At 60.0% G+C, this 22,980-nt stretch carries 23 protein-coding genes; 5 read left to right on the forward strand and 18 right to left on the reverse strand.

Going from position 1 to position 22,980, the window contains the following annotated elements:
* Positions 1-60 precede the first annotated feature (60 nt).
* Both ACZ9IL_RS02765 and ACZ9IL_RS02770 read left to right on the forward strand, forming a co-directional pair.
* The gene (locus ACZ9IL_RS02765) at positions 61-1,422 is read left to right on the forward strand and encodes an MFS transporter (RefSeq protein WP_476002124.1); all 1,362 of its coding nucleotides are present in this window, start codon (positions 61-63) and stop codon (positions 1,420-1,422) included.
* Positions 1,423-1,497: 75 nt separating this feature from the next.
* Entirely contained in the window at positions 1,498-1,866 is a 369-nt protein-coding gene (locus ACZ9IL_RS02770) for a DUF1428 domain-containing protein (protein ID WP_476002125.1), read from the forward strand.
* 103 nt (positions 1,867-1,969) lie between these two features.
* Here the strand turns inward: ACZ9IL_RS02770 and ACZ9IL_RS02775 are convergent, their stop codons facing one another.
* On the reverse strand, positions 1,970-3,106 hold the full coding sequence (locus tag ACZ9IL_RS02775; protein WP_476002126.1) for a hypothetical protein: 1,137 nt from the start codon (positions 3,104-3,106) through the stop codon (positions 1,970-1,972).
* 215 nt (positions 3,107-3,321) lie between these two features.
* On the opposite strand from ACZ9IL_RS02775, the gene ACZ9IL_RS02780 reads away from it, so the two are divergent.
* The gene (locus ACZ9IL_RS02780) at positions 3,322-4,005 is read left to right on the forward strand and encodes a TetR/AcrR family transcriptional regulator (RefSeq protein ID WP_476002127.1); all 684 of its coding nucleotides are present in this window, start codon (positions 3,322-3,324) and stop codon (positions 4,003-4,005) included.
* A gap of 135 nt (positions 4,006-4,140) precedes the next feature.
* Here ACZ9IL_RS02780 and tauD read toward each other — a convergent pair whose 3' ends face one another.
* The 6 genes from tauD to ACZ9IL_RS02810 form a co-directional block, all read right to left on the reverse strand.
* Complete coding sequence (gene tauD / locus ACZ9IL_RS02785; RefSeq protein ID WP_476002128.1) at positions 4,141-4,989, reverse strand: taurine dioxygenase; 849 nt, start codon at positions 4,987-4,989, stop codon at positions 4,141-4,143.
* Between the two features lie 124 nt (positions 4,990-5,113).
* Positions 5,114-5,950 carry a taurine ABC transporter permease TauC gene (gene tauC, locus ACZ9IL_RS02790; RefSeq protein WP_476002129.1) on the reverse strand — a complete coding sequence of 279 codons (837 nt, stop codon included), beginning with the start codon at positions 5,948-5,950 and terminating at the stop codon, positions 5,114-5,116.
* On the reverse strand, positions 5,947-6,714 hold the full coding sequence (gene tauB / locus ACZ9IL_RS02795; protein WP_476002130.1) for a taurine ABC transporter ATP-binding subunit: 768 nt from the start codon (positions 6,712-6,714) through the stop codon (positions 5,947-5,949). Before tauB ends, tauC begins: the two co-directional genes overlap by 4 nt.
* 16 nt (positions 6,715-6,730) lie before the next feature.
* Positions 6,731-7,705 (reverse strand): taurine ABC transporter substrate-binding protein, encoded by a 975-nt coding sequence (gene tauA / locus ACZ9IL_RS02800; protein ID WP_476002131.1) that lies wholly within the window; start codon positions 7,703-7,705, stop codon positions 6,731-6,733.
* Between the two features lie 347 nt (positions 7,706-8,052).
* Positions 8,053-9,156, reverse strand: coding sequence for an ElyC/SanA/YdcF family protein (locus ACZ9IL_RS02805; protein ID WP_476002132.1), 1,104 nt, complete (start codon positions 9,154-9,156; stop codon positions 8,053-8,055).
* Positions 9,157-9,304: 148 nt separating this feature from the next.
* The gene (locus ACZ9IL_RS02810; RefSeq protein WP_476005294.1) at positions 9,305-9,505 is read right to left on the reverse strand and encodes a LysR substrate-binding domain-containing protein; all 201 of its coding nucleotides are present in this window, start codon (positions 9,503-9,505) and stop codon (positions 9,305-9,307) included.
* A gap of 400 nt (positions 9,506-9,905) precedes the next feature.
* Here ACZ9IL_RS02810 and ACZ9IL_RS02815 point away from each other — a divergent pair, with 400 nt between their 5' ends.
* Positions 9,906-11,117, forward strand: a complete 1,212-nt coding sequence (locus tag ACZ9IL_RS02815) for a NupC/NupG family nucleoside CNT transporter (RefSeq protein WP_476002133.1) — start codon at positions 9,906-9,908, stop codon at positions 11,115-11,117.
* 226 nt (positions 11,118-11,343) lie between these two features.
* On the opposite strand, the gene ACZ9IL_RS02820 is transcribed toward ACZ9IL_RS02815, so the two are convergent.
* A complete protein-coding gene (locus tag ACZ9IL_RS02820) occupies positions 11,344-11,670 on the reverse strand; it encodes a hypothetical protein (RefSeq protein ID WP_476002134.1) in 327 nt (108 codons plus the stop codon).
* A gap of 183 nt (positions 11,671-11,853) precedes the next feature.
* A complete protein-coding gene (locus ACZ9IL_RS02825) occupies positions 11,854-12,096 on the reverse strand; it encodes a DUF3297 family protein (protein WP_161648224.1) in 243 nt (80 codons plus the stop codon).
* A gap of 141 nt (positions 12,097-12,237) precedes the next feature.
* On the opposite strand from ACZ9IL_RS02825, the gene ACZ9IL_RS02830 reads away from it, so the two are divergent.
* Entirely contained in the window at positions 12,238-12,777 is a 540-nt protein-coding gene (locus ACZ9IL_RS02830) for a metal-dependent hydrolase (protein WP_476002136.1), read from the forward strand.
* A gap of 162 nt (positions 12,778-12,939) precedes the next feature.
* Here the strand turns inward: ACZ9IL_RS02830 and ACZ9IL_RS02835 are convergent, their stop codons facing one another.
* From ACZ9IL_RS02835 to ACZ9IL_RS02875, 9 genes are all read right to left on the reverse strand, one after another.
* Positions 12,940-13,776 carry a DUF2971 domain-containing protein gene (locus ACZ9IL_RS02835; protein ID WP_476002137.1) on the reverse strand — a complete coding sequence of 279 codons (837 nt, stop codon included), beginning with the start codon at positions 13,774-13,776 and terminating at the stop codon, positions 12,940-12,942.
* Between the two features lie 268 nt (positions 13,777-14,044).
* A complete protein-coding gene (locus ACZ9IL_RS02840) occupies positions 14,045-14,509 on the reverse strand; it encodes a hypothetical protein (RefSeq protein WP_476002138.1) in 465 nt (154 codons plus the stop codon).
* On the reverse strand, positions 14,502-15,332 hold the full coding sequence (locus ACZ9IL_RS02845) for a hypothetical protein (RefSeq protein ID WP_476002139.1): 831 nt from the start codon (positions 15,330-15,332) through the stop codon (positions 14,502-14,504). Before ACZ9IL_RS02845 ends, ACZ9IL_RS02840 begins: the two co-directional genes overlap by 8 nt.
* A gap of 652 nt (positions 15,333-15,984) precedes the next feature.
* Complete coding sequence (gene trpA, locus ACZ9IL_RS02850) at positions 15,985-16,791, reverse strand: tryptophan synthase subunit alpha (protein WP_476002140.1); 807 nt, start codon at positions 16,789-16,791, stop codon at positions 15,985-15,987.
* Complete coding sequence (gene trpB, locus ACZ9IL_RS02855; protein ID WP_476002141.1) at positions 16,788-17,981, reverse strand: tryptophan synthase subunit beta; 1,194 nt, start codon at positions 17,979-17,981, stop codon at positions 16,788-16,790. The genes trpA and trpB overlap by 4 nt, the downstream gene beginning before the upstream one ends.
* 65 nt (positions 17,982-18,046) lie before the next feature.
* A complete protein-coding gene (trpCF, locus tag ACZ9IL_RS02860) occupies positions 18,047-19,552 on the reverse strand; it encodes a bifunctional indole-3-glycerol-phosphate synthase TrpC/phosphoribosylanthranilate isomerase TrpF (protein WP_476002142.1) in 1,506 nt (501 codons plus the stop codon).
* Positions 19,552-20,565 (reverse strand): anthranilate phosphoribosyltransferase, encoded by a 1,014-nt coding sequence (trpD, locus tag ACZ9IL_RS02865; protein WP_476002143.1) that lies wholly within the window; start codon positions 20,563-20,565, stop codon positions 19,552-19,554. The genes trpCF and trpD overlap by 1 nt, the downstream gene beginning before the upstream one ends.
* 10 nt (positions 20,566-20,575) lie before the next feature.
* Complete coding sequence (locus tag ACZ9IL_RS02870) at positions 20,576-21,175, reverse strand: aminodeoxychorismate/anthranilate synthase component II (RefSeq protein WP_476002144.1); 600 nt, start codon at positions 21,173-21,175, stop codon at positions 20,576-20,578.
* 80 nt (positions 21,176-21,255) lie between these two features.
* On the reverse strand, positions 21,256-22,908 hold the full coding sequence (locus tag ACZ9IL_RS02875) for an anthranilate synthase component 1 (protein ID WP_476002145.1): 1,653 nt from the start codon (positions 22,906-22,908) through the stop codon (positions 21,256-21,258).
* Positions 22,909-22,980 lie beyond the last annotated feature (72 nt).

Below are 22,980 nucleotides of genomic sequence, written 5' to 3' on the forward strand. Positions count from 1 at the left end.
CAGGCCGTGCAGGCTGCCATCTCCTTCTCTCCCTCTTGTTCTGAATCTATCGAGGCCATCATGAATGATTTCACCATGACGAGGAGCGAACGCCGGGCAACCTGGGCGCTCGGTTCCGTCTTCTCACTGCGCATGCTCGGCATGTTCATGGTGCTGCCGGTGCTGACCACCTACGGCATGTCCCTTGCCGGTGCATCCGAGACGCTGATAGGGCTCGCCATCGGCGTCTATGGCATGGCCCAGGCCCTGCTGCAGATCCCGTTCGGGCTGCTCTCCGATCGCATCGGCAGGAAGCCCCTCATCATCGGCGGCCTGCTGATGTTTGCCATCGGCAGCGTCATCGCCGCCCTGAGCGACTCCATCTGGGGGGTCATCGTCGGTCGTGCCCTGCAGGGCAGCGGCGCCATCTCGGCTGCGGTCATGGCGCTGCTCTCGGATCTGACCCGTGAGCAGAACCGCACCAAGGCGATGGCCTTCATCGGGGTGAGCTTTGGCATCACCTTCGCCATCGCCATGGTGACCGGGCCCATCATCACCCACGCACTGGGACTGTCCGGCCTGTTCTGGCTCATCGCCTTGCTGGCGCTCGGCGGCATCGGCATCACCCTGTGGTGGGTGCCGACCCCGACCAGCCACCTGCTCAACCGTGAGTCGGCGCTGGTGAAGGGGGGGATCCGCACCGTGCTGGCCAACCCGCGCCTGCTCAAGCTCAACCTCGGTATCCTCTGCGTCCATACCCTGCTGATGTCGAGCTTCGTGGCGCTGCCGCCGCTGCTGGAGCAGGCCGGCTTGCCCCGCGACAGCCAGTGGCAGGCCTATCTGGTGACCATGCTGGTAGCCTTCGTGAGCGTGGTGCCCTTCATCATCTACGCCGAGAAGCGCCGCCAGATGAAACGGGTATTCCAGTTCTGCGTGCTGGTGATGCTCATCGCCGAGGTGGTGCTGTGGCAGGCAGGACTACAGCTGTGGGGCCTGCTCGCCGGGCTGCAAATCTTCTTCATCGGTTTCAACGTGATGGAGGCGCTGTTGCCGTCCCTCATCAGCAAGGAGTCGCCTCCGGGTTACAAGGGCACCGCCATGGGGGTCTACTCCACCAGCCAGTTCATCGGGGTCGCCATCGGTGGCAGCCTCGGCGGCCTGCTCTATAGCCTGGGCGGTGCACCCCTGGTATTTGGCAGCTGCGCCGTGCTGGCCCTGCTCTGGCTCGGGGTGAGCCTCACCATGCAGGAGCCGCCCTATGTCAGCAGCCTGCGCATCGTGCTGCCGGAAGGGCTGGAAGCAAGCCCGGCGCTGGAGCAGAAGATCCGCGCCTGCGACGGGGTGAGCGACGTGTTGCTGGTTCCCGCAGAGCGCTCACTCTACGTGAAGGTGGACACCAAGCACCTGAGCCGTAGCGATCTGGAGCGATTGATCGCCAGCTGACTGGGCTGAGGCCGGGAGGGGGCGGCGGGTCCAGGCCATTGCTATGCTGAGATCCTCAATCAGGAGGAGAGTCTCATGTCATATGTAGATGGATTCGTGATCGCCGTGCCCACGGCCAACAAGCAGGCCATGATCGAGCATGCCAGACAGATTGACCCCATCTTCCTCGAATATGGGGCCACCCGGGTGCTGGAGTGCTGGGGGGACGACGTGCCCCACGGCAAGCAGACCGACTTCTATCGCGCGGTGGCGGCCAAGGAGGATGAGACCGTGGTCTTCTCCTGGGTGGAGTGGCCGGACAAGGCCACCCGGGATGAGGCCATGAAGAAAATAATGCAGGATCCCAGAATGGATCCGGCCAATGCCCTCCTGCCGCAGATGCCGTTCGACGGTGCCCGCATGATCTTCGGCGGCTTCAGCACAGTGCTGGAGCTGCGTGGTTGAGGTGTTGCACAAGGAAAAGAGGCCCGCCAATTGGCGGGCCTCTTTATTGCTGAGCGTCCATCCTGTGCGACCGGATGGTCGGGTGGCTATATCGCCAAGGATCTTAGAAGCTGTAACCCATCTTCAGGTAGATACCCGAGTTGTCGTCCTTGCCCATGGCGTATTCGAGGTTGATGACGATTCCCTCTTCCGGTTTGAGCAGATACTGCACGCCAGCCCCCCAGGCCGGATAGACGTTCGCGCTGTCACCACAGTCGAGAGATTCCCCGTTTACCGAGTCGCCATAGAGGCAGGCCACGCCGGCAAAGGCGGTTGCGGTCCAGCGCTCAGCCAGCTTGTAACGTTCTTCGATCTCGACGGCAGACATGTGCTGCCCCAGGTACTCACCCGGGGTGTAACCGCGCAGGTAGATGGGGGAGTAGGAGCCGCTCGGTGCGTCGTGGGAGAACTGGTTGCGGTTGCGCCAGGCGAGTACGTGCCCATCGCCGTGGCTCCAGTAGCCGCGATAGTCGACTCGATAGATGTCAAAGTCCTCTTCCCCCCCGAGCTCTTCCCGATAGGCCAGGTTATTGACGTTCAGGTACCAGCCCTTGGTCGCGCTGAAGTCGCTGTCTCGGGAATCGTGTTGCACCACCAGCCCCAAGCCTCCCGAGGTGAAGCCTTCCAGCCCCAGCTCGTCCAGCACCTGTTCGGACTGGAAGTCCCGCCCCGTCATCTCGTAGTTGGAGTAGGCCGCCATGCCGCCCACGAACCAGTCCCCTTCCACCCGGTAGAGGTAGCGGAAGAAGGCGGAGCGGAAGTTGTCGTTGGTCTCGAGGGCGTGACCGCTGCCGAGGTAGTCCTCGTAGTCGTTGTTGATGTCCCCCGAGATGATGCCGCCAACGATGCGGTGGTGATCCGCCCCGAATGAAGTCTTGGCGAAGGCACTCGCGATCAGGGACTCCGAGGTGGTGTACTTGGCCGAGACGGTGAACAGCGACGGACGGGATTTCTCGTCGAAAGTATGCAGATAGCCCACCATCAGGCCCGCTGCCGTGTCCAGCTTGGGGTTGGAGCTCAAGAGCGGCACGAACAGCCAGGGGGAGCGTGCGGGCTTCTCTTTTTTCGGCGCGTCGCTGCCCTCTTGTTCGGCCTCGCTCACCTCACCCTTGGTCACGTCCGGGTCGGAGGTGTTCGCGGCGAAGACGGGGGCGGCAAGCATGGACAGGGCCAAGCCAGAGAGCAAAAGGGGGTTGGGCATGAAAGCAGTCACTCCGGGTAGGGTAAGAAATGGCAATCTTGCTCATGGCGAACGCCATGAATGCGCTCATCTTTGCTCGGCTCTGCCAGGTCACAATGTAAATTGAAATTGAATTTAAACTATGCGAAATTTAAATTGAATTTAAAGTAAGTTCAAGTTAAATTTAATCTGTATTGAAGTTTTTGATTTTATGGAAATTTTTGACAGGTTGACCCATGAGCAGAACATCTCGCAGTGATGGCGCTATTACCCGAGCCAGGATCCTTGAGGCCGCAGGCACATTGATCGCAAAACAGGGGTATGCCCAGACGACGAACAAGCAGGTCGCGAGCGCTGCCGAAGTGGACTTGGCCGCGATCAACTACCACTTCAACGGACGTGAAGGGCTCTATCTGGAGGTGTTGTCCGAGGCGCATCGGCATTATCTCGACGGTGCCGAGCTGACCGCCTTGGCAGAGAGCACCCTGGCGCCTGCAGAGAAACTGGAGGCGCTGCTTGAGATGAATATCTCCAGGTTGAACGAGCAGGAGGGGTGGTACGGACGGCTCTATACCCAGGAGCTGCTCTCTCCCTCACCCCTGTTCAATGATTTTCTGCAGTCGGAAGGGATGAGCAAACGCCAGACGTTGCTTCGGATCGTCAGCCAGATCACCGGGATCGCGGAGGAAGACCCCAGGGTCCTGCTCTATTTTCTGAGCATCATAGGCCCGTGCATGATGCTGATGATGACGGGCAAGTTCGCCTCCAGCACCATCCATGGCCTTGCCGACAGGATGAGCAACCGGGAATTGGTAGCCCATTTCAAGCGGTTTTCCCTGGCCGGCATCCAGAGCTGTGCACGGGATGACGACTCGCTCCCCATCCCCCGGAGCACGGCTGCCTCGGCGTCGGGGAAATAGACCCAGGCGATGGCCGCGGTGCTCAGCGAGGCGACATTGCCCATCCATCGGCGACAACAATCCGAGACCCGTCGACGGGTCTCGGATTTTTTTATACATCCCTCGCGTCACGACCCTGCCCGGTATTGCTGATCATCAGGGCCGCCAGAAAGGTTTGTCTCCCAGGATGGTCGCCCTGTGCATCACCCGCCGGGCCGGCAGGTAATCGGCGTTGGCATAGTGCTGGGTCACCCTGTTGTCCCAGATGGCGATGTCGTGCTCCTGCCAGCGCCAGCGCACCTGAAACTCGGGGCGAGTGATGTGATCGAACAGGAACCTGAGCAGTGCCTCGCTCTCCCGGGCGGGCAAGTCCGGCAAGCGGGTGGTGAAGCCTTCGTTGACGAACAGCGCCTGCCGGCCGCTCACCGGGTGGGTGCGGATCACCGGGTGGCGCAGGGGCGGGTTGCTGGCCACGGCCGCCTGCCAGCGCTGACGATCGATCTCGCTGCCGTTGTGGCGATGGGCCGGGAAGGACTTGGTGAAGTCATGCTCCGCCTCCAGTCCCGCCAGCAGCTTCTGCAGGGGCGGGGAGAGGGCCGCCAGCGCGGCTATGCCGCTGGCCCAGAGGGTGTCTCCGCCGGTGGGTGGCAGCTGCTTGGCGGCCAGGATGGCCAGCGCCGGCGGCGTCTCGATGAAGGTCACGTCGGTGTGCCAGTTGTCGTTGTCTGGAGGATTGTCGTCGTGGGTGTCGAGCACGATGATCTCCTCGGCCTCCTCGCTGTGGGGATAGACGGGGTGGATGTGCAAGTCCCCGAAGCGATTCGCCAGCGCTCGCTGTTGTCTCGGGGTGATGGGCTGATCCCGCAGGAACAGCACTTGGTACTTGAGCAGCGCACGATGAAGCTGCTCGAACTGCGGTTGGGTCAGCGGCTGGGCCAGCTCTAGGCCCGCCACCTGCGCGCCGATATGGGGCCCCAACGGGGTAATGCTCAGCTTGTCGTTCATTGTATTTCTCCATGGGATGTCGGGACGTCAGCCGGTGCGGCAATGCGCGTCAACCCGGTTCCGGTACGAAGGCGATCTGGATGAGCACCATGGGGCCCGAGCGGTGTGATGGTCAGCTTGTCGTTCATTGTCCTTCTCCATGCCAAGGCGTCAGCCTGCGCTGCAAGGCTCTTAAGCCCAATTCCAATACGAAGGCGATCACCGCGATCACCAGAATGCCTGCCAGTACCACGTCGGTGGCCAGAAACTCACCGGCCGATTGCACCATGAAGCCCATGCCCCGGGTGGCGGCGATGAGCTCCGCTGCCACCAGGGTCGACCAACCGACCCCGAGGCCGATGCGCAGCCCGGTCAGGATCTCGGGCAGGGCGCCGGGCAGGATCACATGCCACAGCACCTGCGCCTTGGAGGCACCGAGGGCGCGGGCCGCCCGCAGCCGCACCGGTTTGGCGCTCTGCACTCCCGCCAGGGTCGCCATGGCCACCGGGGCGAAGATGGCCAGATAGATGAGCAGCACCTTGGCGGTCTCGCCGATACCAAACCAGATCACCATGAGCGGCAGGTAGGCGAGCGGCGGCACCGGCCGGTAGAGCTCGATCAGCGGATCCAGCATGCCGCGCACCGTGGGGCTCAGCCCCATGGCGATGCCGGCCGCGATCCCGAAGAACGCAGCGGCCAGCAGGGCGATCAGGATGCGGCCCAGACTCGCCCCCAGGTGTTGCCACAGGGTGGCGTCCATGAAGCCTTGCGGCCCCGCTATGGTGACGAGTTGCGCCAGTACCCGGGCCGGGGGCGGCAGGAACAGCGGATCTATCCAGCCGAGCCGGGCCACCAGCCACCACAGGGCCAGCAAGGCGGCCAGGGTGGCGAGACTCAGGGTCAGCCGCCTTGGCAGCGGCCAACGCAGGGCGTGCTTGCGATGACTCGAGGCGCGGACGGTACGGGTGAGGGCGATGCTCATGCGAAGGCCTCCCGCTGCTCGAATACCCGGCCGAGCACGTATTCACGGCGCTCGATGAAGGCCGGATCGGACTTGATGCTGCGGCAGGGCTCGCCGGCGGCGAAGCGGCGACCGAACTCCAGGGTCAGCCGCTCCATGATCCGGCCGGGGGAGGGGGAGAGCAGCACCAAGTCGGTTGCCAGAAACACCGCCTCCTCGATGTCGTGGGTGATCAGCAGCACCTGACGGCGCCCCTGGTGCCACAGGCGCAGCAGCAGGGTCTGCATCTGCTCGCGGGTGAAGGCGTCCAGCGCGCCGAACGGCTCGTCCAGCAGCAACAGCTGGGGCTGGGTGGCCAGAGCGCGGGCGATGCCGACCCGCTGGCGTTGACCGCCGGAGAGCTGCCAGATGGGGCGATCGCCCGCCCCCTCCAGCCCCACGCTGGCCAGCAGTGCCTGCGCCTGTTCATCCCGACTGCTCCTGGGTACCCCGGCCAGTTGCAGGCCAAGGGCCACGTTGTCCCGCACGTTGCGCCAGGGGAGTAACCCCTCACTCTGGAATACCACGCCACGCTCGGCGCCCGGCCCCGTCACCGCTTTGCCCTGCAGGCTGATCTGGCCGCTCTGGCAAGGCTCGAACCCGGCCACCAGGTTGAGCAGGGTGGTCTTGCCACAGCCGGAGGGGCCGAGCACCACCATCAACTCGCCCTCAGGGAGGCTCAGACTGATGTTGTCGAGCACCTTCTTGCCGGCGTACTCGGCGGACACATGAGATAGCTGCAGCATGATCGTCTCCTGTGGCTTATTGGGGCACGGATTTCACGAAACGATCCGTCACGAACTGGCGGTAGTCGGTGGCGGCATTGGCGACCTTGCCCTCGGCCTTGAGGAAGCGGGCGGTGTCGACGATGGTCTGGTTCACCAGGCGGTTTATCTCCGCGCTCTGGGTGCGGGCGTCGAGGTAGGTGTTGCCCTTGACCAGGCCGGGCACGTCGGCCTCGGGGACGCCGCTCAGTTTTGCCAGCTTGCCGAGGTTGTCCGGCTGGGCCAGCCAGCCGTCCGGATTGTCGAGGTAGCCGCGTTGGGCCGCCAGGGTGCTGCTGACGAAGGCCTGTACCACCTCAGGGTGCGCCTTGGCGAAGTCCTTGCGCACCACCCACACATCCAGGGTCGGGGCGCCCCATTCACCGACCTGGGCCGAGTCGGTCAGCACCTTGCCCTCCTTGGTCAGCTGGTTGAGGGCCGGGGCCCAGACATAGGCGCCGTCGATGTCGCCGCGCTGCCAGGCGGCGATGATGGCCGGAGGTTGCAGGTTCACTATCTGCAGCTTGGCCGGATCGACGCCCCAGTGCTTGAGTGCCGCCAGCAGGCTGTAGTGAGTGGTGGAGCTGTAGGGCACGGCGATGCGCTTGCCTGCCAGATCCTGAGGGTTGGCGAGTCCTTGCTTCACCACCAGCGCCTCGGATTGCCCGAGCTTGGAGGCGAGCAGGAACACTTCGATGGGCACGTTCTGGCTGGCGGCCACCGCCAGCGGGCTGGAGCCGATGTTGCCTATCTGCACGTCGCCGGAGGCGAGCGCCCTGACCACGCTGGCGCCGCTGTCAAACTTGCGCCACTCCACCTTGGCGCCGCTCTCCCTGGCGAAGCTGTTGTCGGCCTGTGCCACCTTGGCGGGCTCCGCCGAGGTTTGGTAGGCGACGGTGACTTCGACCGCCAGAGCCGATTGGGTGACCAGCGCGAGTGCCGCCAGCCAGAGGGACCTTCCTTTTCCTGTCATGATGCGTTCCTTCATGGGGTGATTGAGGCCTCATCTTTCCCCGAATGATCCGGGGAATGAAGGAACGAGAAGGCAGCTGTCATCAGTTATGGTTCTTAGAAAAAGAACGGTGAATCAATGAGGTAATTCAGATATGCCGAGTTGTGCAGAGGTTATTTGCCCGCTGGCAATCGGGTTCTCTGGCGGGAAGGAACAGGCCGCCCGCAGAGCGGTGGCAACAGGAGGGAACAACGGAGGAGGAGAGTGGGCAGGGGCCTGGCGTACGGCTGGCCTATGCGGCCGAAAAACAGCAACCCGCCGGTGGGCGGGCTGCTGTTATCGGGTTGTCGCGATCGGGGGGCTGGCGATCAGCGCTCGATCAGCGGCGCCGAGCGGTAGCTCCACAGGCCATAGGTACGCAGGGCGTCGCGGTAGATGCCGAGCAGCTCGCCGTCGCTCACCTTGGCCAGGGTCGACAGCGGCTTGTCCGGGTAGCTGACGCTGTCTATCTGGATCCCGGCCGGACCGCTCTGCCAGCAGGCGATTTCCAGCAGGGTCTGGCCCCGGCGCACGTGGCTGGCGGAGCTCACCAGGGTCGCGTATTCAATCTGGTGGCGGGCGAGGGCATAGCCGCTGTAGAGGGCATTCTCCACCGTGCTGGTGGCGTAGTTCTCCTCGATGATGCGGGAGCGGTCGATGCCCTTCTTCACCAGCCAGTCCGCCATCAGCTTGCCCTCGGTCTGGCGGTTCTGGGGCACGCCGCCGGTCAGGATGACGAGCGCCGCCGGGTTGGCCTGGGCCAGCGCCCGGGTGGTCTCGAGCCGTCCCAGCAGGATCTCGTGCATGCTGCCGTCCGGGTTGAGGGCATAGCCCAGGGTGACGATGGCGCGGCGACCCTTCTTCTCGCCCCGTCCCTGCTGCTCCTTGAGCGGGGTGGCGTTGACCCTGTCCACGGTGTCGAAGATGCGCTGCAAGTCGGCGGCGCGCCCGCCATTGAGCTCACCCACCCGCTTGAAGTAGGCATCGGCCTTGGCCTGGTTGCCCTTGAAGCGCTGCCAGGTGGCCAGATAGGTGTTGAGATCCAGATCGTCCGGCGCCGCGACCAGCGCCTGCTCGAACAGGCCGATGGCCCTGTCCACGTTGCCGTTGTAGATCTGGGCGTTGGCCGCCGAGATCAGCAAGTCGGTGCGATAGGGTTCGAGCTGATGGGCCTGCAACAAGAGCTCGGTGACCTGCTCCATGTTGCTCGGCATCTTGGCGGTGAAGCCGGCATCAGAGACCCGGGCCGGCGACTTGAAGATGTGCAGGGCATCCGCCAGCAGTTGATCCACCACCTGACGCTTGCTGATGTACTGATCGTAATTCTGCTCTTTTTGCAGGGAGCGCACCGGGGCAGCCGAGGCGACGGAGGGGAGAAACGCCGGCAGTGCCAACAGGCTGGCCAGGGTCAGGGCGATCGCGGTTCTTTTCATCAATGGCTTCCTTTGGGCAAGGGCATCATCTCGGCGCTCTTGTGGCTTTTCCAATAAAAACATGAACTTGGTTATGGCTCATTGTACCTGTTGTGGCTGAAAAAAACGTGAACAGCTTCGGTTATCCGCAGATGGGCTTAACCTGAGCTCAGGGCTGGCCGAGCCGCTCCTCGAGAAACGCGAGCCAGGCCTCTACCTTGGCAGGCAGGTGGCGGCGGCGCGGATAGAGGCACCAGATGCCGTGCTCGGGCAGCCTGTAGGCAGGCCGCGTGGGCACCTGCCGACCGCTGGTGAGGTCGGCAGCCACGATGAAGTCCGGCATGTTGCCGATGCCAAGGCCCGCCAGCAGGGCCCTGTGTGATGCCCTCGGCGGGGTCGGCCTGCCTCGGCGCCACCCTGGTGCTGGCGGGGGCCGCCTTGCCGCGCCTGGCGAGCGGGCGAAAAATCATCGCTGATGGGTAAATCTGGAACGAGCCGAATTTTGTTTCCAATGCGAATCGTTTTACCGCTTTTTATGTGGCGGCGATCACTGTAGCATCGCCGCCCGACCTGCCAGTCGCCGCCTCTGCCGCGGCTGGCGTCACCTGATACACGCCGTCACCCGGAACGTGAATGACCCCAGGATGGGACCCGCCACTGAACCGTAGGTTTGTGGTCCGTGTGTCGCGCGGGTCGGCACGCTTTCCGCCTCCCTGCGCGATGCCCTCTGCAGGCTTGCCGTATGAATCTCCTCATTTCATAGGTGCAAGATGACACTGTTGTTGAGTCTGGTCGGTATGCTGGCCCTGATGTTTATTGCCTGGCTGGCGAGTGAAAATCGCCGTGCCATCCGCTGGCGCACCGTGCTGGGCGCCCTGGCGCTGCAAGTCGGCCTGGCCGCCCTGGTGCTCTACTTCCCCCCCGGTCAGCTGATGCTGGGCGCCATGAGCAACGGCGTCTCCGCCCTGCTCGGCTTCGCCGACAGCGGCATCCGCTTCGTGTTCGGCGATCTGGCGAGCAACGGCTTTATCTTCGCGGTGCGGGTGCTGCCCCTGGTGATCTTCATCAGTGCGCTCATCGCCGTGCTCTATCACTTCGGCATCATGCAGTGGGTGATCCGGATGCTGGGGGGCGGCATTCACCGCCTGCTCGGCACCAGCCGCGCCGAATCCCTGGTGGCCACCGGCAACATCTTCCTCTCGCAGGGGGAGTCGCCCCTGCTCATCCGCCCCTTCCTGGCGGGCATGACCCGCTCCGAGCTGTTCACTGTGATGACCTGCGGCATGGCCTCGGTGGCGGGCTCGGTGCTGGGGGGCTACGCCGGCCTCGGTGTGGATCTCAAATACCTCATCGCCGCCTCCTTTATGGCGGCGCCGGGTGGCCTCTTGATGGCGAAACTGCTGGTGCCGGAGCAGGAGCGGGTGCGCGAGCAAGACGAGATCACCCTGGACAAGAGCGACTACAGCAACGCCATCGATGCGCTGGCGGGCGGCGCCATGGGGGGCATGAAGATTGCCGTGGCCATCGGCACCATCTTGCTGGCCTTTGTCAGCGTCATCACCATGCTGAACGCCGGTTTTGCCGCGGTAGGTGACTGGTTTGGCTGGCCCGGGCTCTCCTTGCAGCTGCTGCTGGGCTATCTGTTCGCCCCCGTCGCCTGGCTCATCGGGGTGCCGAGCAGCGAGATGATGGCGGCCGGGTCGCTTATCGGCCAGAAGGTGATCATGAACGAGTTCGTCGCCTACCTGGACTTTGCCAGCATCAAGGATGGATTGAGCACCCACACCCAGATCATCGTCACCTTCGCCCTGTGCGGCTTCGCGAACCTGGGGTCCATCGCCATCCAGCTCGGCTCCATCGGTACCATGGCGCCGGAGCGCCGCCAGGATGTGGCGAACATGGGCCTCAAGGCCGTGCTGGCCGCCACTCTGGCCAACCTGATGAGTGCGACCTTGGCGGGGATCTTCGTTTCACTTGGCTAAGAACAGGGCTAAGACGAGGGCTAAGGCTCGGGACGCTGGCCCTAAGAGGATGTCAGCTCATTAGGCTTGCTAATGTGATTGGCTCTTCAATCATAAAAAATGATAAAGCCCCGTCTCGCCACAAGGCAGAACGGGGCTTTTTAAGTTGTTGGGGATAGATTCTCGGCCTGATGAAGCAGATGTCGGACAAGCCATTGGTGATGCTGCTGGTGGAATGAAGGGAACGTTATTGGATGACCAGGCGGGCGGCCAGATTGTGAAGATAGTCATAGCTGTGCCATTGCAGGGTGCAGAGGGCAAGGAGTAGAGAGGCCTCCAAAGCCCCTTGATCCCAGTGGCGAATCAGCACCCGAAACGCATGCAGTAGGCAGAGCACCAAGCTCACCAGATAGATCAGGGCCAAGGCCAGCTCAATCAAATCCGATAAGCCGTAGGGATCGTTTGTGTTGTGATCAATGTGATCGTAGCCAACGGCGTGAAACCCGAGTCGGGTGAGAAACAGGGAAAAGCAGAGGGCGGCCAGCCTTGTTGTCTTTCGATTCATCTCGGTCATAAAAGGAATTCAGTCGTTGAGGCGGCCATTGTGCCATAGGTGTCAGCTGAAGAGATTAACAGGGGGTCCTGGTAGCTATTCATGAACCCAATAGCAGCGAAAAACAAAACACCGGCGCTAGGCCGGTGTTTTGAATCATCGCAGCACTCCCCGGTTCAGGGTGGCAGCAGCCAGAGAGGTGGCTTAGGCGTAGAAGGCCTCGACGGTGCCCTTGACGGTGATCAGCATGGCATTGCCATAGCGATCCTTGGCCTTGGGGGAGGGGATCTTTACCCAACCTTCGCTGATGCAGTACTCCTCGACATTGGTGCGCTCCTTGCCGTTCACGCGAATGCCGATCTCGTGCTCGAAGCACTCCGCCACATGGTGCGGGCTGCGCGGGTTGGCCGCCAGACGGTCGGGCAGGGCTGGTTTGTTGTCGCTCATTTTATAGACCTGAGTTTGATAAAAAGTGGGTCATTGTAGGCAATGCCCGTCATGGGCTCAAGGCTGGTGGCACGCAACTTCACCTTCACTTCACCGAGCGGGGATAAGGTAGGCAAATGTTTTCACTTGGAGCTTCACTCTATGCCCACCATAGTCACTCACGCCGCCGTCCCTCTCTGCCTTGGACTGGGGCTTGGCAGCCGGATCATCCCGCCGCGCCTGCTGCTGGCGGGGGTTGCCATCGCCATGCTGCCCGATGCCGATGTGCTCGCTTTCAAGTTGGGGGTTGCCTACGGCCATGTCTTTGGCCACCGCGGCTTTACCCATTCATTGCTGTTCGCCTTTGCCCTGCCCACGCTGGCCATGCTGTTTCACCACCAGCTTAGGGCCCGTGCCGTCACCGTCTGGTCGTATCTGCTGGTGTCGCTGCTTTCCCACAGCCTGCTTGATTCGCTCACCACCGGCGGCAAGGGGGTTGGCTGGCTCTGGCTCTGGCCGTGGCGTGACGAGCGTTTCTTCGCCCCCTGGCAGGTGATCCGGGTCGCCCCCTTCAAGCTGGAGGCGTACCTCACCGCCCGAGGTGAGGCTGTGATCCTCTCCGAGCTCTACTGGGTCTGGCTGCCGGGGGTTGTATTGATGCTGACTTTGACGGGGTGGCGGGTGTGGGGCAGGAGGCGGTAGTGGTGGGGTTGGGAATATTCTCTTGATATATCGTGGTTGGCTCAAACCCAAACTAGCTACATTGGGACACCCATTTTTTTAAGTGTTGGCTATGCTACGCCTTGCTCAGAAAGGTAGATGTCCCAATTTTATTGGGAATAACTCTTAAATACTTTGTTGAGTTTACCAACTTCGATATGGCACCTTACTTTCTAGAACATTAAACGGAAATATCCTTAAAGGAAAGTCATCTTGAGAAAGCAGCGATTTAACTAGAAAAGATTGTGTTGCTTGTTTAGCTAAATCAATATGAGGAGTGTGACCAATGATTATTTCTTGAACCATTTCTTTCAACTCTACCTTACTGCCCAATGATATTTTTTTAAAGGGAAGTAACATCGAATTTCCTGCGCGAAAGCTTAATGACATGGTGTTTGCTATTCCTACTAATCGCCACTCGGCTTCTTCAGAGAAATGACTATCCTTTAACACTGGCGCTAGCTTTAATAATGTTTCCTCGAAATAGTCAATACTCTTCCTATTAATACCATACTGTGAATATTGACCAACCATGCCAATAGATTCATTGATGACCGACTCTACTTTATTTACTTGCTGTTCTTCATCATAAATACACTTTACTAGTTCAAAACTATTTCGCTTTGCAATAGACTCAATACTATCGAAATCAAATCCTATGGAATAGCCCCCCATCTTGTTTGAATAGCCACGCCACTGACTTAACAAATCACCTTGTTCACTTAAGGAACAGACGCATACATTAATATGAGACATCAACTGTATTATATTCAAAAATGTCTCATATGTGAAACGAATATCGAAATTCGTTTCTTTTTCAATTCTTTCTTTTAATATTTTTGATGCTATTTTTGATGCTATTTTGGCTGCCAAGTAATATTCATTGTGATCATTCAGATACTGAATTTTGGTAGCCCATAAAGTTCTTGAATCAAAAATGCCAATAAAACCATTCTGATCGGTATAGTGATATAGTTTCATGAATTCCCTATAAACTTAACGCCAGCATAAGGGGCGCCGAAACGTAACTATGATTTAGTTAAGCTTTAGCGAAGCACCAAACTAAATCACCGCGTAGTTTTGGTGCCCCAGTGAGCGCCTTGATACGTTTGTTAGCCACCTTATGACTGGAGGTTTGTAATTATTTAAAAAGCCCAGTCATCAGCAGAGCTGGGACACCCATCTTGTCGAATGTTGGCTATGATACGCCAGGCTCAGAAAGGTGGGTGTCCCAACGTTGTTAACGTACCTATTTAATCGAAAAGCGTAGGCGTTTTAATCTCATCCGATAAGTAGCGACTGTTACTGGATCTAACGATTCCACGAAACGACTGTAGTTTTCTAGTTCATGAATTAAGTCTAGTAACTCAGCTAGTACAGATGATTCAATTTTTAATTCTTCAGCTAATTTTTTAGCTCGCCTGCGAATATTAAAAAGAACAATGAAAAATGGGAAACACATGATCAATGTTGAGATAGAGAATAGCATTCGATAGAATGAACTTATATCTGGTGTCATAGTTGGTAAAATAATCAACACTGAAAATGTTACAAAAACATAAATGCAGCCAAAAAAAATGTACTGTTTCTGCTTATTTGATATAAACAGCTCTTCTAATTTTTTCAAATTATTAGATACATCTTCAGCGAGTGAAATTACTTTTTCCAACTCACTTAAAGTAGTGTTTGTTTTTTCGAAGTATTCATCACTCATTGGAAACCTCTGCTAAGATACCAATAAAGTTTTGCATATAATTAGCTGGCTCATCAAAGGTCACTAGTTGAGGAGAGATTTTAGTATCCCCCCAAACATACGGTTTGGGTTTAGGACAAACAGGTACAACACGGCATTTGAGATTATTGGAGCCAACTCGCTTTAATAGTCTATTCAGCTCCTCTACAAACTGGCTATTACCTTCTGGATAGTAATACATTTTAGCTTGCTCTAATTTATCGAAGTACAAATCTGCCTTGCTAACTGCTATGGTTAACCACTTAGGTCCTCGTCCTGCAGCACATGCTGTTGCAATTAAATTTGCAACTTTCTTAAATTCTTCTAATTCACGCTCAAGGTTATATGCTCGAATAGAGTCAAGAGTTTCATAACCTTTATCTCTTAGCTTTTGTTCAGAAACACTAGAACGAACTGAAGTGTAGCCAAAATCTACAACATGAAGCACACCTTCAAGGCTTTTATGTTTGTTAAAGGCTTCATCTAACGCAGCCTCTCTAGCTAGTATTTCTTGTCCCGGAACAACTGTAAAAATTTTTGTCCATTCACCGACTGAAATCGCTTTCTTCTCGACCGTAGTGGAAGTACCCGGATCCTTCCATTCACGATCTTTTACTTCACCATGATGACATAGGGTTAATACCGACTTACCGGATCCTGCAGCACCAGTTACAACAACGTTTGTATCCCCACGACCTGCATAGACTAACAGCTTTTTCCACCATTGATGGAGGTGACTCTTATTTTGATAAATTGTTATCGGTGCTTTTACCACAGTTGGTAGTAGGTCTGTCCAGTCAGCCATTATTATTCCTATTAATTAAAATTATTGTGATTTTATACTAACAAACCATGACGTGCATACACTTAAATCTTGATTGTCATACTAAGGCACTTAAAAAATATTAGATGGAAAGTGGTGTTAGTCCGATAATTGAGCTTGCTATATAACTGCATACCATCTTGAGAATCGCTATGACAAATTCATTTTAAAAAATTACACTACCAGCTGAACTCTGGAGCTGAGCATTGTTGCTTAATTGCCTCTTTTAACGCCGCACATTGCCAAACAGTTAAATGGTTGGCTGTAGCAAGCGCCGACAAGGCTACCGCCCCTGAGTTACAGCTCCCAGTCCGCTGCTTTTCACCTGAGTTGTGTCAGCAATCGCTCTCATGGGGCCCTCCCGAGAGATGGATTGTCATGTGGCTATCATAAGAGGCCGGATTGAGACATGGAAAGAGGGAGTTGATAGAAATCTGAGCTGGTTCAACCAATTAGTGAAAGTTGTTGATTAAGTGAGCTGTTGGGTTAATGGGGGGGGGGAATTCCCCTCACCCTCTCCCAAGGGGAGAGGGGACAAAGACGCTGGGAGCGGCAACAAGCAGGAAATAGAAAGGGAGCCTATCAGGCTCCCTTTCTTCAGACACGGTCAATGGCATTTGGCTAATGCCGCCCCTTATCGATTGGTCGCGGCCTTCATCCCTTCCACAAACTCTTTCAGACGAGTCAGCATATGTTCCGGGTTCTGGTGGTGGGTCTCGATGATCTTCACCACGGCAGAGCCGGAGATGGCACCGGCGGCGCCGGCCTTGATCGCCTCGCGTACCTGGGCCGGTTCGCTGATACCAAAGCCGAGCAGGGCAGGGGGCGCCTTGAACTCGCGCAAGGAGTTGATGAGGCCCTCCACCGGCATGCCGGCCTTGGTCTCGGCGCCGGTGACGCCGGCGCGGCTGACCAGATAGGTGTAACCAGAGCCGAGCTCGGCAACGGCCTTGAGGGTCTCGGCATCGCCGTTGGGCGGGGCGATAAAGATGCTGTCGATGCCAAACTTGTCGGCCGCCGCCTTGTAGGGCTCGCACATCTGCACCGGCACATCTGCCACCAATACGGAGTCCACACCCGCCTGCTGGCACTTCTCATAGAAGCCGTCGATGTGACGCACATAGACCAGGTTCGCGTAGACCAGCAGGCCAATGGGGATCTGCGGGTACTTGGCGCGGATCCGGGCGAGCAGTCCGAAGCAGGCATCCGGAGTGGTGTGGCTCGCAAACGCGCGCAGGGCCGCTCCCTGAATGGTGGGGCCGTCCGCCACCGGATCCGAGAAGGGAATGCCGAGCTCGAGGGCATCGGCGCCCCCTTCGATCAGCGCATCTATGATGGCGAGTGACAGCTCGGGAGTGGGGTCACCCAGCATCACGAACGGCACGAAGGCGCCCTGATTGGCGGCATCCAGGCGGGAGAAGAGTTGTGCGTAGCGATTCATGACAGGGTTCCTTCTTTTTCGAAGATGTCGGCGACGGTGAAGATGTCTTTGTCGCCACGGCCGGAGAGGTTGACGATCAGCACCTGCTCTTTCTCAGGCTCGCTGCGGGCCATCTTGAGGGCATGGGCCAGGGCGTGGGAGGACTCCAGCGCCGGTATGATCCCCTCCGATTGGGCCAGTTCCTGGAACGCATCCAGCGCTTCTTTGTCGGTGATAGAGACATAGTCTGCCCGGCCGATGGCGGCCAGATGGGCGTGCTGCGGGCCGACGGAGGGGAAGTCGAGCCCCGCCGAGACGGAGTAGGACTCCTGAATTTGGCCCTGCTCGTCTTGCATCAGGTAGGAGTGCATGCCAAAGAAGACTCCCTTGCTGCCGTGACCGAGCGGTGCGCCGTGCTCGCCACTCTCGATGCCATGACCACCCGGCTCGACGCCGATCAGGCGCACGGAAGGCTCATCGATAAAATCGGCGAACATGCCGATGGCATTCGACCCGCCGCCGACGCAGGCGATCACCGCATCGGGCAGTCGCTCTTCTTTTTCGAAGCACTGGGCCTTGGCCTCCTCGCCGATCATCTTCTGGAATTCCCGCACGATAGTGGGGAAGGGGTGCGGGCCGGCCGCGGTGCCGAGCAGGTAATGGGCGCTGTCATAATTCGCGGCCCAATCCCGCAGCGCCTCGTTGCAGGCATCTTTCAGGGTGCTGGAGCCGGAATGCACCGGTATCACGGTGGCGCCCATCAACTTCATGCGAAACACGTTGGGTTTCTGGCGCTCGCAATCCTTGGCGCCCATGTAGACCCGGCACTTGAGGCCGAGCAGGGCGCAGGCCAGGGCGGTGGCGACCCCGTGCTGACCGGCGCCGGTTTCGGCGATGATCTCGGTCTTGCCCATGCGCTTGGCGAGCAGGGCCTGGCCCAGCACCTGGTTGGTCTTGTGGGCACCGCCGTGCAGCAGGTCTTCCCGCTTCAGATAGAGGCGAGTCTTGGTGCCCTTGGTCAGATTGCGGGTCAGGGTGAGCGGGGTCGGGCGACCGGCGTACTCGGTCAGCAGCTCCTGAAATTCGGCGACGAAGGCAGGATCCTCCTTGGCATCGACGAAGGCTTTCTCCAGCTGGAGCAGGGCGGGGACGAGGATCTGGGGCACATACATGCCACCAAATTCACCGAAGAACGGGTTGAGCAGAGTCATATATTATTCCTTGTGCTTATAGGTAAACGCAGTTCATGAATTTTTTGAATGAGTCACCGGCGCGCTTACAGTTGGCGCAGGGCGCCAAAGGCCGCGGCGAGCTTCTGGGGATCCTTCACTCCCGGCGCACTCTCCACCCCGGAGTTGAAATCGAGGCCCAAACAGCCGATCTGGGCCGCTTGCAGGGCGTTATCCGGGTTGAGGCCCCCCGCCAGCATCAGGCGGGATTTATCGAGGGCCGCGAGCATGCCCCAGTCGAACGCCTGACCGGTGCCGCCGCTCTGGTTGCCGACTTTCGTATCCAGCAGCAGGCGATCCGCCGGGTAGTCGAGGCTGGGCAGCGGCTCGCCACTTGTCTTGTCGAGAGTAATGCCGACGGCCTTCCAGATCTGGCAGCTTGGGGGGAGCAGGGGGCGCAGGCTCTCGATGTAGGCTGCGTCTTCGTCCCCGTGCAGTTGCACCGCGGCGAGGTTCAGCGCCTCCACCGTCTTGGCAATGGTGGCGGTCTGGGCGTTACGGAACACCCCCACATAGTTGAGCGGCGCCCCCGTCATCACGGCGCGAGCACTGGGGATATCCACGTAGCGCGGGCTCTTGGCGACGAAGATGAGGCCACCGAACACGGCGCCGGCGCTGTGGGCGGCGGCGGCATCCTCGGGGCGGGTCAGGCCGCACACCTTGTTCTGGCCCAGAGTGAGCTTGCGCACCGCGGCTTCGAGATCGTCTTCCTCCATCAGCGACGATCCCACCAGGAAGCCCTTGGCGTGCTGGCGCAGGGTGGCGACCTGAGTGCGATCCCGAATGCCGGATTCGCTGATCACCACCCGATCGGCGGGAATGTCGGCAGCGAGTTGGCCGGTGCGGGCCAGATCCACGCTGAGGTCGCGCAGATCACGGTTGTTGATGCCGATCACCGGGGCGCCGAGCGCGATGGCGCGGGTCAGCTCCTCTTCGTTACTCACCTCGGTCAATACCCCCAAGCCCAGCTCCTTGGCGACCTTGAACAGGGCACGGTAGCCCTCGTCGGTCAGCACCGAGAGCATCAGCAAGATGGCATCCGCCTGATAGTGGCGGGCCAGATAGACCTGATAGGGGTCAATCATGAAGTCCTTGCACAGCACCGGCTGGCTGACCCTGGCCCGTACCCTTGGCAAGAACGTGAAATCGCCCTGGAAGAACTTCTCGTCGGTCAACACCGAGATGGCGGTGGCGTACTTGCCATAGACATCGGCGATGGCCTCCAGGTTGAAGTCGGTTCGGATCAGTCCCTTGGAGGGGGAGGCCTTCTTGCATTCGAGAATGAAGCGGGTGCCGCCCGCCCTCAGTTGCCCCTCGAAGTCCCGATCGCTCTGGGTCAGGCTCCCTTGGAAGCTTGCCAGCGGCTGGGCTTCCTTGCGGGCTGCCACCCACTCCTGCTTGGCGGCCACTATCTTGCCGAGAATGGTCTGGTTGATGGAGGCCATGTTCAAGAAGTCATGGGCAGAGAGTGGGGCAATCGGGTCTGACATCTCGTTATCCTTGCGAAGCTGGGGTCTGCCCTGTGGGCGGCTTTCGGTGGTCGTGGCTGACATCATGCCTCCTGATGGCTCAGGGTGGCGAGTGCCTTGGCAAGCGCGGTGGTCTCACCGCTGGCCAGCTTGGCCAGCACCATGGCGGCGGCCTGCTTGAAGTCCGGCGCCTTGCCCGCCATTACCAGCAGCGGCGCCACATTGGCGGCGATGGCGGCGTTGTGGGCCGGGCTGCCTTCCCCCGCCAGGATGGCGGCGGTGATGGCGCGGTTCTCTTCCGGCTCACCGCCCTGAATGGCGCTGACCGGGTAGGTGGCCAGCCCGAAATCGGCGGGAGTGAGCAAGTACTCACGAATTTCGCCGTCCCGGATCTCGGCCACCTGGGTCGGGCCGTGGATGGCGATCTCATCCAGCCCCGCGCCGTGTACCACCATACCGGTTTTCAGACCCAGCGCCAGCAGGGTTTCGGCGATGGGGCGCACCAGTTCGGGGGCATAAACGCCCATCAGCTGGTAGCTGGGGCGAGCCGGGTTGATGAGCGGCCCCAAGACGTTAAATAAGGTGCGGGTCTTGAGCGCCTGGCGCACCGGCATGGCGTGGCGCACCCCGGCGTGATACTGGGGGGCGAACAGGAAGCAGATGCCGAGTTCATCGAGGCAGCGGCGGGCCTGCTCGGGGCTCATGTCGAGCTTGATCCCCATCTTGTCGAGCAGGTCGCTCGAGCCGGATTTGCTCGAGACCGAGCGGTTGCCGTGCTTGGCGACTTTGAGGCCGCAGGCGGCGGCCACCAGGGCCGAGGTGGTGGAGACGTTGATGGTGTTGAGGCCATCCCCGCCGGTGCCGACGATGTCGCAGAACGCATAGTCCGGGCGCGGGAAGTGGCGGGCCTCGGCCAGCAGGGCCTCGGCGGCCCCGGCGATCTCCTCCGGGGTTTCCCCCTTGAGCTTGAGGGCGGTGAGCAGGCTCGCCAGCACGATGGGATCCACTTCGCCGCGCACGACCTGGCCGAAGGCATCGCGCGCTTCGTCGCGGGAGAGAGACTGCCCCTGATAGAGGGTGTTGAGATGTTGATGCATGGGGGTCTCCTTACCGCACACTGCTTTCGGGACGAGTCACATGGGCGAGGGCCTGGGTGAGCAGGCGGGCCCCTTCGCTGGTCATGATGGATTCTGGATGGAACTGGAAGCCGAGCACGCGATCGCCGCTCTGCTCGATGGCCATGGGCATGCCCTGATAGTGGGCAATCACCTGCAGCTCTTCCGGCACATAGGTGGCGACCAGGGAGTGGTAGCGGGCCACCGGCAGCGGGCTCGGCAGGCCGGCGAAGGCGCCGTGGCCGTTGTGCTCGATCAGGGAGCGCTTGCCGTGGACGATTTCCCCGGCCGCGCCGACGGTGCCGCCATAGGCTTCGCACAGCGCCTGATGACCGAGACAGATGCCGAGGATCGGCACCCGGCCGCGGGCCAGCTTGATGAGATCGATGAGGCAACCGGCCTCGTGAGGGGCACCCGGGCCCGGCGAGAGCACCAGCACGGCGTCGCCGCCTGCGGCATCAATCTCGGCCATGATGCGGCTCGCCGGCAGGCTGTTGCGGTAGATGCGCACCGGGTAGCCGAGGGTGCGGAACTGATCAACCAGGTTGTAGGTGAACGAATCGAAGTTATCGAGCAGGAAGATGTTAGTCATGATGCTGCTCCTTCAAAGGGCGGAACTGATCGGCAACCTGGCAGCAGGTGAAGGAGTCGACGTTATCGAGCAGGAAGATGTTAGTCATGGCGCGCCTCCTTGTGCTTCTCGGACTGATGTTCCTGCAGGCTCAGGGCCTGCAGGGAGGTGCCATGGCTGGCGGCGATGGCGGCCAGCACGGCGGCAGCCTTGGCGCGGGTTTCGTCCGCTTCCATCTGGGGCTTGGAGTCATAGACCACGCCGGCACCGGCCTGGACATGGGCCACCCCGTCCTTGACGAAGGCGGAGCGGATGACGATGCAGGTGTCCATCTCCCCCACGCCATTCAGGTAGCCGACGGCACCGCCGTAGCTGCCGCGACGCTGACCTTCCACCATGCGGATGAGCTCGCTGGCCCGCAGCTTGGGGGCGCCGGTGAGGGTGCCCATGTTCATGCAGGCCTGATAGGCGTGCAGGGCATCCAGATCCGAACGAAGGGTACCGACCACCCGGGAGACCAGATGCATCACGTGGCTGTAGCGATCCACTTTCAGCAGATCCTTCACGTAGCGGGTGCCGGGCTCGGAGATGCGGGCGATGTCGTTGCGGCCCAGATCCACCAGCATCAGGTGCTCGGCGACCTCTTTCTCGTCCTGGCGCAGCTCCAGCTCGATGCGACCATCCAGATCCAGGTTGATGCTGCCATCGGGGTTGAGGCCACGGCGACGGGTGCCGGCGATGGGGTACATCTCCACCTGACGACTGCCCGGCTCGAACTTGACCGCGCTCTCCGGCGAGGCGCCAAACAGGGTGAAGCCTTCATCCTGCACATAGAACATGTAGGGGCTGGGGTTGGTCTGCTTGAGGCGACGGTAGGCGGCGATGGGCTCGGGGCAGGGCAGGGAGAAGCTGCGTGACGGCACCACCTGGAAGATGTCACCCCGACGGATGAAGCCCTTGAGCTTCTCGACTTCGGCGCAGAACTGCTTGTCGCTCTTGTCGACGCTGAGCGCCCCGGTCAGCGGCTGGGTCGCCTGCGGCTTGGGTGGCGGCTGCTGGCAAGCCAATTTGAAGGTTTCGAGGCGTGCCAGCAGGCGGGCGTAGCACTCATCCTGCTGGCTGTCGTCTTGCTCGTCCCTGCCACCAAACAGGCAGGCCAGCAGCTGGGTGCTCTGCTTGATGTGATCGATGGTGATCAGGGTCTCGGCCACATAGAAGCAGTAGTCGGGGCAGTCGTTGCTGCCTTCCGGCACTTGTGGCAGATCCTCGAAGGAGGCGATGAGGTCATAGGCGAAACTGCCCGCCATGAACAGCGCTTCTTTACCCTGTGCGCAATGCAGCTGTTGCTGCAGGGTGCGCAGCACATCCAGCACGCTGCAGCCCTTGAGGCGGCTGTCTTCATCCAGCTCCCGATCGGAGGCCGGGAAGTCGAGGTGCAGCTCCCCCGCCACCCGATTGCGGCGGATGATGGTCGGCAGTTGTTCACCGAGCAGGGTTTGCAGCCGGGCGCCGTTGTCGTTGAGGGCGCGTACCCGCACCGTGCGGCCACGGCACTCGATGCGCAGGCAGGCATCCACCAGCAGCAGGCTCTGGGTGCCGGCCTTGGAGTCGATCTCCACCGATTCCAGCAGCAGGTTGTTGGGGCGGCCCTGGCACAGCTGGCTGTAGAGCGCCAGGGGGTCCGTGACATAGGGGGCATTGAGCCTGAGGGTGTCGAATTCGCCCAGGGATAACCGGGTCTTGCTGGCTGTCATAATGCGTTCCCTTGCATGTGTTCTGTGTAACCGATGTTCATGACGTTGAATCTCTTGGAGTTTGATAGGTTT

The organism is Aeromonas sp. TECH754 (assembly GCF_056279295.1).

What these genes read in the sequence shown, in the direction of transcription:
- ACZ9IL_RS02870 (WP_476002144.1), bottom strand. Translation starts at nt 21,175, where the DNA reads ATGACTAACATCTTCCTGCTCGATAACTTCGATTCGTTCACCTACAAC.
- tauD (WP_476002128.1), bottom strand. Translation starts at nt 4,989, where the DNA reads ATGAACGACAAGCTGAGCATTACCCCGTTGGGGCCCCATATCGGCGCG.
- ACZ9IL_RS02825 (WP_161648224.1), bottom strand. Translation starts at nt 12,096, where the DNA reads ATGAGCGACAACAAACCAGCCCTGCCCGACCGTCTGGCGGCCAACCCG.
- ACZ9IL_RS02830 (WP_476002136.1), top strand. Translation starts at nt 12,238, where the DNA reads ATGCCCACCATAGTCACTCACGCCGCCGTCCCTCTCTGCCTTGGACTG.
- ACZ9IL_RS02765 (WP_476002124.1), top strand. Translation starts at nt 61, where the DNA reads ATGAATGATTTCACCATGACGAGGAGCGAACGCCGGGCAACCTGGGCG.
- ACZ9IL_RS02815 (WP_476002133.1), top strand. Translation starts at nt 9,906, where the DNA reads ATGACACTGTTGTTGAGTCTGGTCGGTATGCTGGCCCTGATGTTTATT.
- ACZ9IL_RS02775 (WP_476002126.1), bottom strand. Translation starts at nt 3,106, where the DNA reads ATGCCCAACCCCCTTTTGCTCTCTGGCTTGGCCCTGTCCATGCTTGCC.
- tauA (WP_476002131.1), bottom strand. Translation starts at nt 7,705, where the DNA reads ATGACAGGAAAAGGAAGGTCCCTCTGGCTGGCGGCACTCGCGCTGGTC.
- ACZ9IL_RS02845 (WP_476002139.1), bottom strand. Translation starts at nt 15,332, where the DNA reads ATGGCTGACTGGACAGACCTACTACCAACTGTGGTAAAAGCACCGATA.
- ACZ9IL_RS02820 (WP_476002134.1), bottom strand. Translation starts at nt 11,670, where the DNA reads ATGACCGAGATGAATCGAAAGACAACAAGGCTGGCCGCCCTCTGCTTT.
- ACZ9IL_RS02835 (WP_476002137.1), bottom strand. Translation starts at nt 13,776, where the DNA reads ATGAAACTATATCACTATACCGATCAGAATGGTTTTATTGGCATTTTT.
- ACZ9IL_RS02840 (WP_476002138.1), bottom strand. Translation starts at nt 14,509, where the DNA reads ATGAGTGATGAATACTTCGAAAAAACAAACACTACTTTAAGTGAGTTG.
- ACZ9IL_RS02875 (WP_476002145.1), bottom strand. Translation starts at nt 22,908, where the DNA reads ATGACAGCCAGCAAGACCCGGTTATCCCTGGGCGAATTCGACACCCTC.
- ACZ9IL_RS02770 (WP_476002125.1), top strand. Translation starts at nt 1,498, where the DNA reads ATGTCATATGTAGATGGATTCGTGATCGCCGTGCCCACGGCCAACAAG.
- trpB (WP_476002141.1), bottom strand. Translation starts at nt 17,981, where the DNA reads ATGACTCTGCTCAACCCGTTCTTCGGTGAATTTGGTGGCATGTATGTG.
- tauB (WP_476002130.1), bottom strand. Translation starts at nt 6,714, where the DNA reads ATGCTGCAGCTATCTCATGTGTCCGCCGAGTACGCCGGCAAGAAGGTG.
- tauC (WP_476002129.1), bottom strand. Translation starts at nt 5,950, where the DNA reads ATGAGCATCGCCCTCACCCGTACCGTCCGCGCCTCGAGTCATCGCAAG.
- trpCF (WP_476002142.1), bottom strand. Translation starts at nt 19,552, where the DNA reads ATGTCAGCCACGACCACCGAAAGCCGCCCACAGGGCAGACCCCAGCTT.
- ACZ9IL_RS02780 (WP_476002127.1), top strand. Translation starts at nt 3,322, where the DNA reads ATGAGCAGAACATCTCGCAGTGATGGCGCTATTACCCGAGCCAGGATC.
- trpD (WP_476002143.1), bottom strand. Translation starts at nt 20,565, where the DNA reads ATGCATCAACATCTCAACACCCTCTATCAGGGGCAGTCTCTCTCCCGC.
- ACZ9IL_RS02805 (WP_476002132.1), bottom strand. Translation starts at nt 9,156, where the DNA reads ATGAAAAGAACCGCGATCGCCCTGACCCTGGCCAGCCTGTTGGCACTG.
- trpA (WP_476002140.1), bottom strand. Translation starts at nt 16,791, where the DNA reads ATGAATCGCTACGCACAACTCTTCTCCCGCCTGGATGCCGCCAATCAG.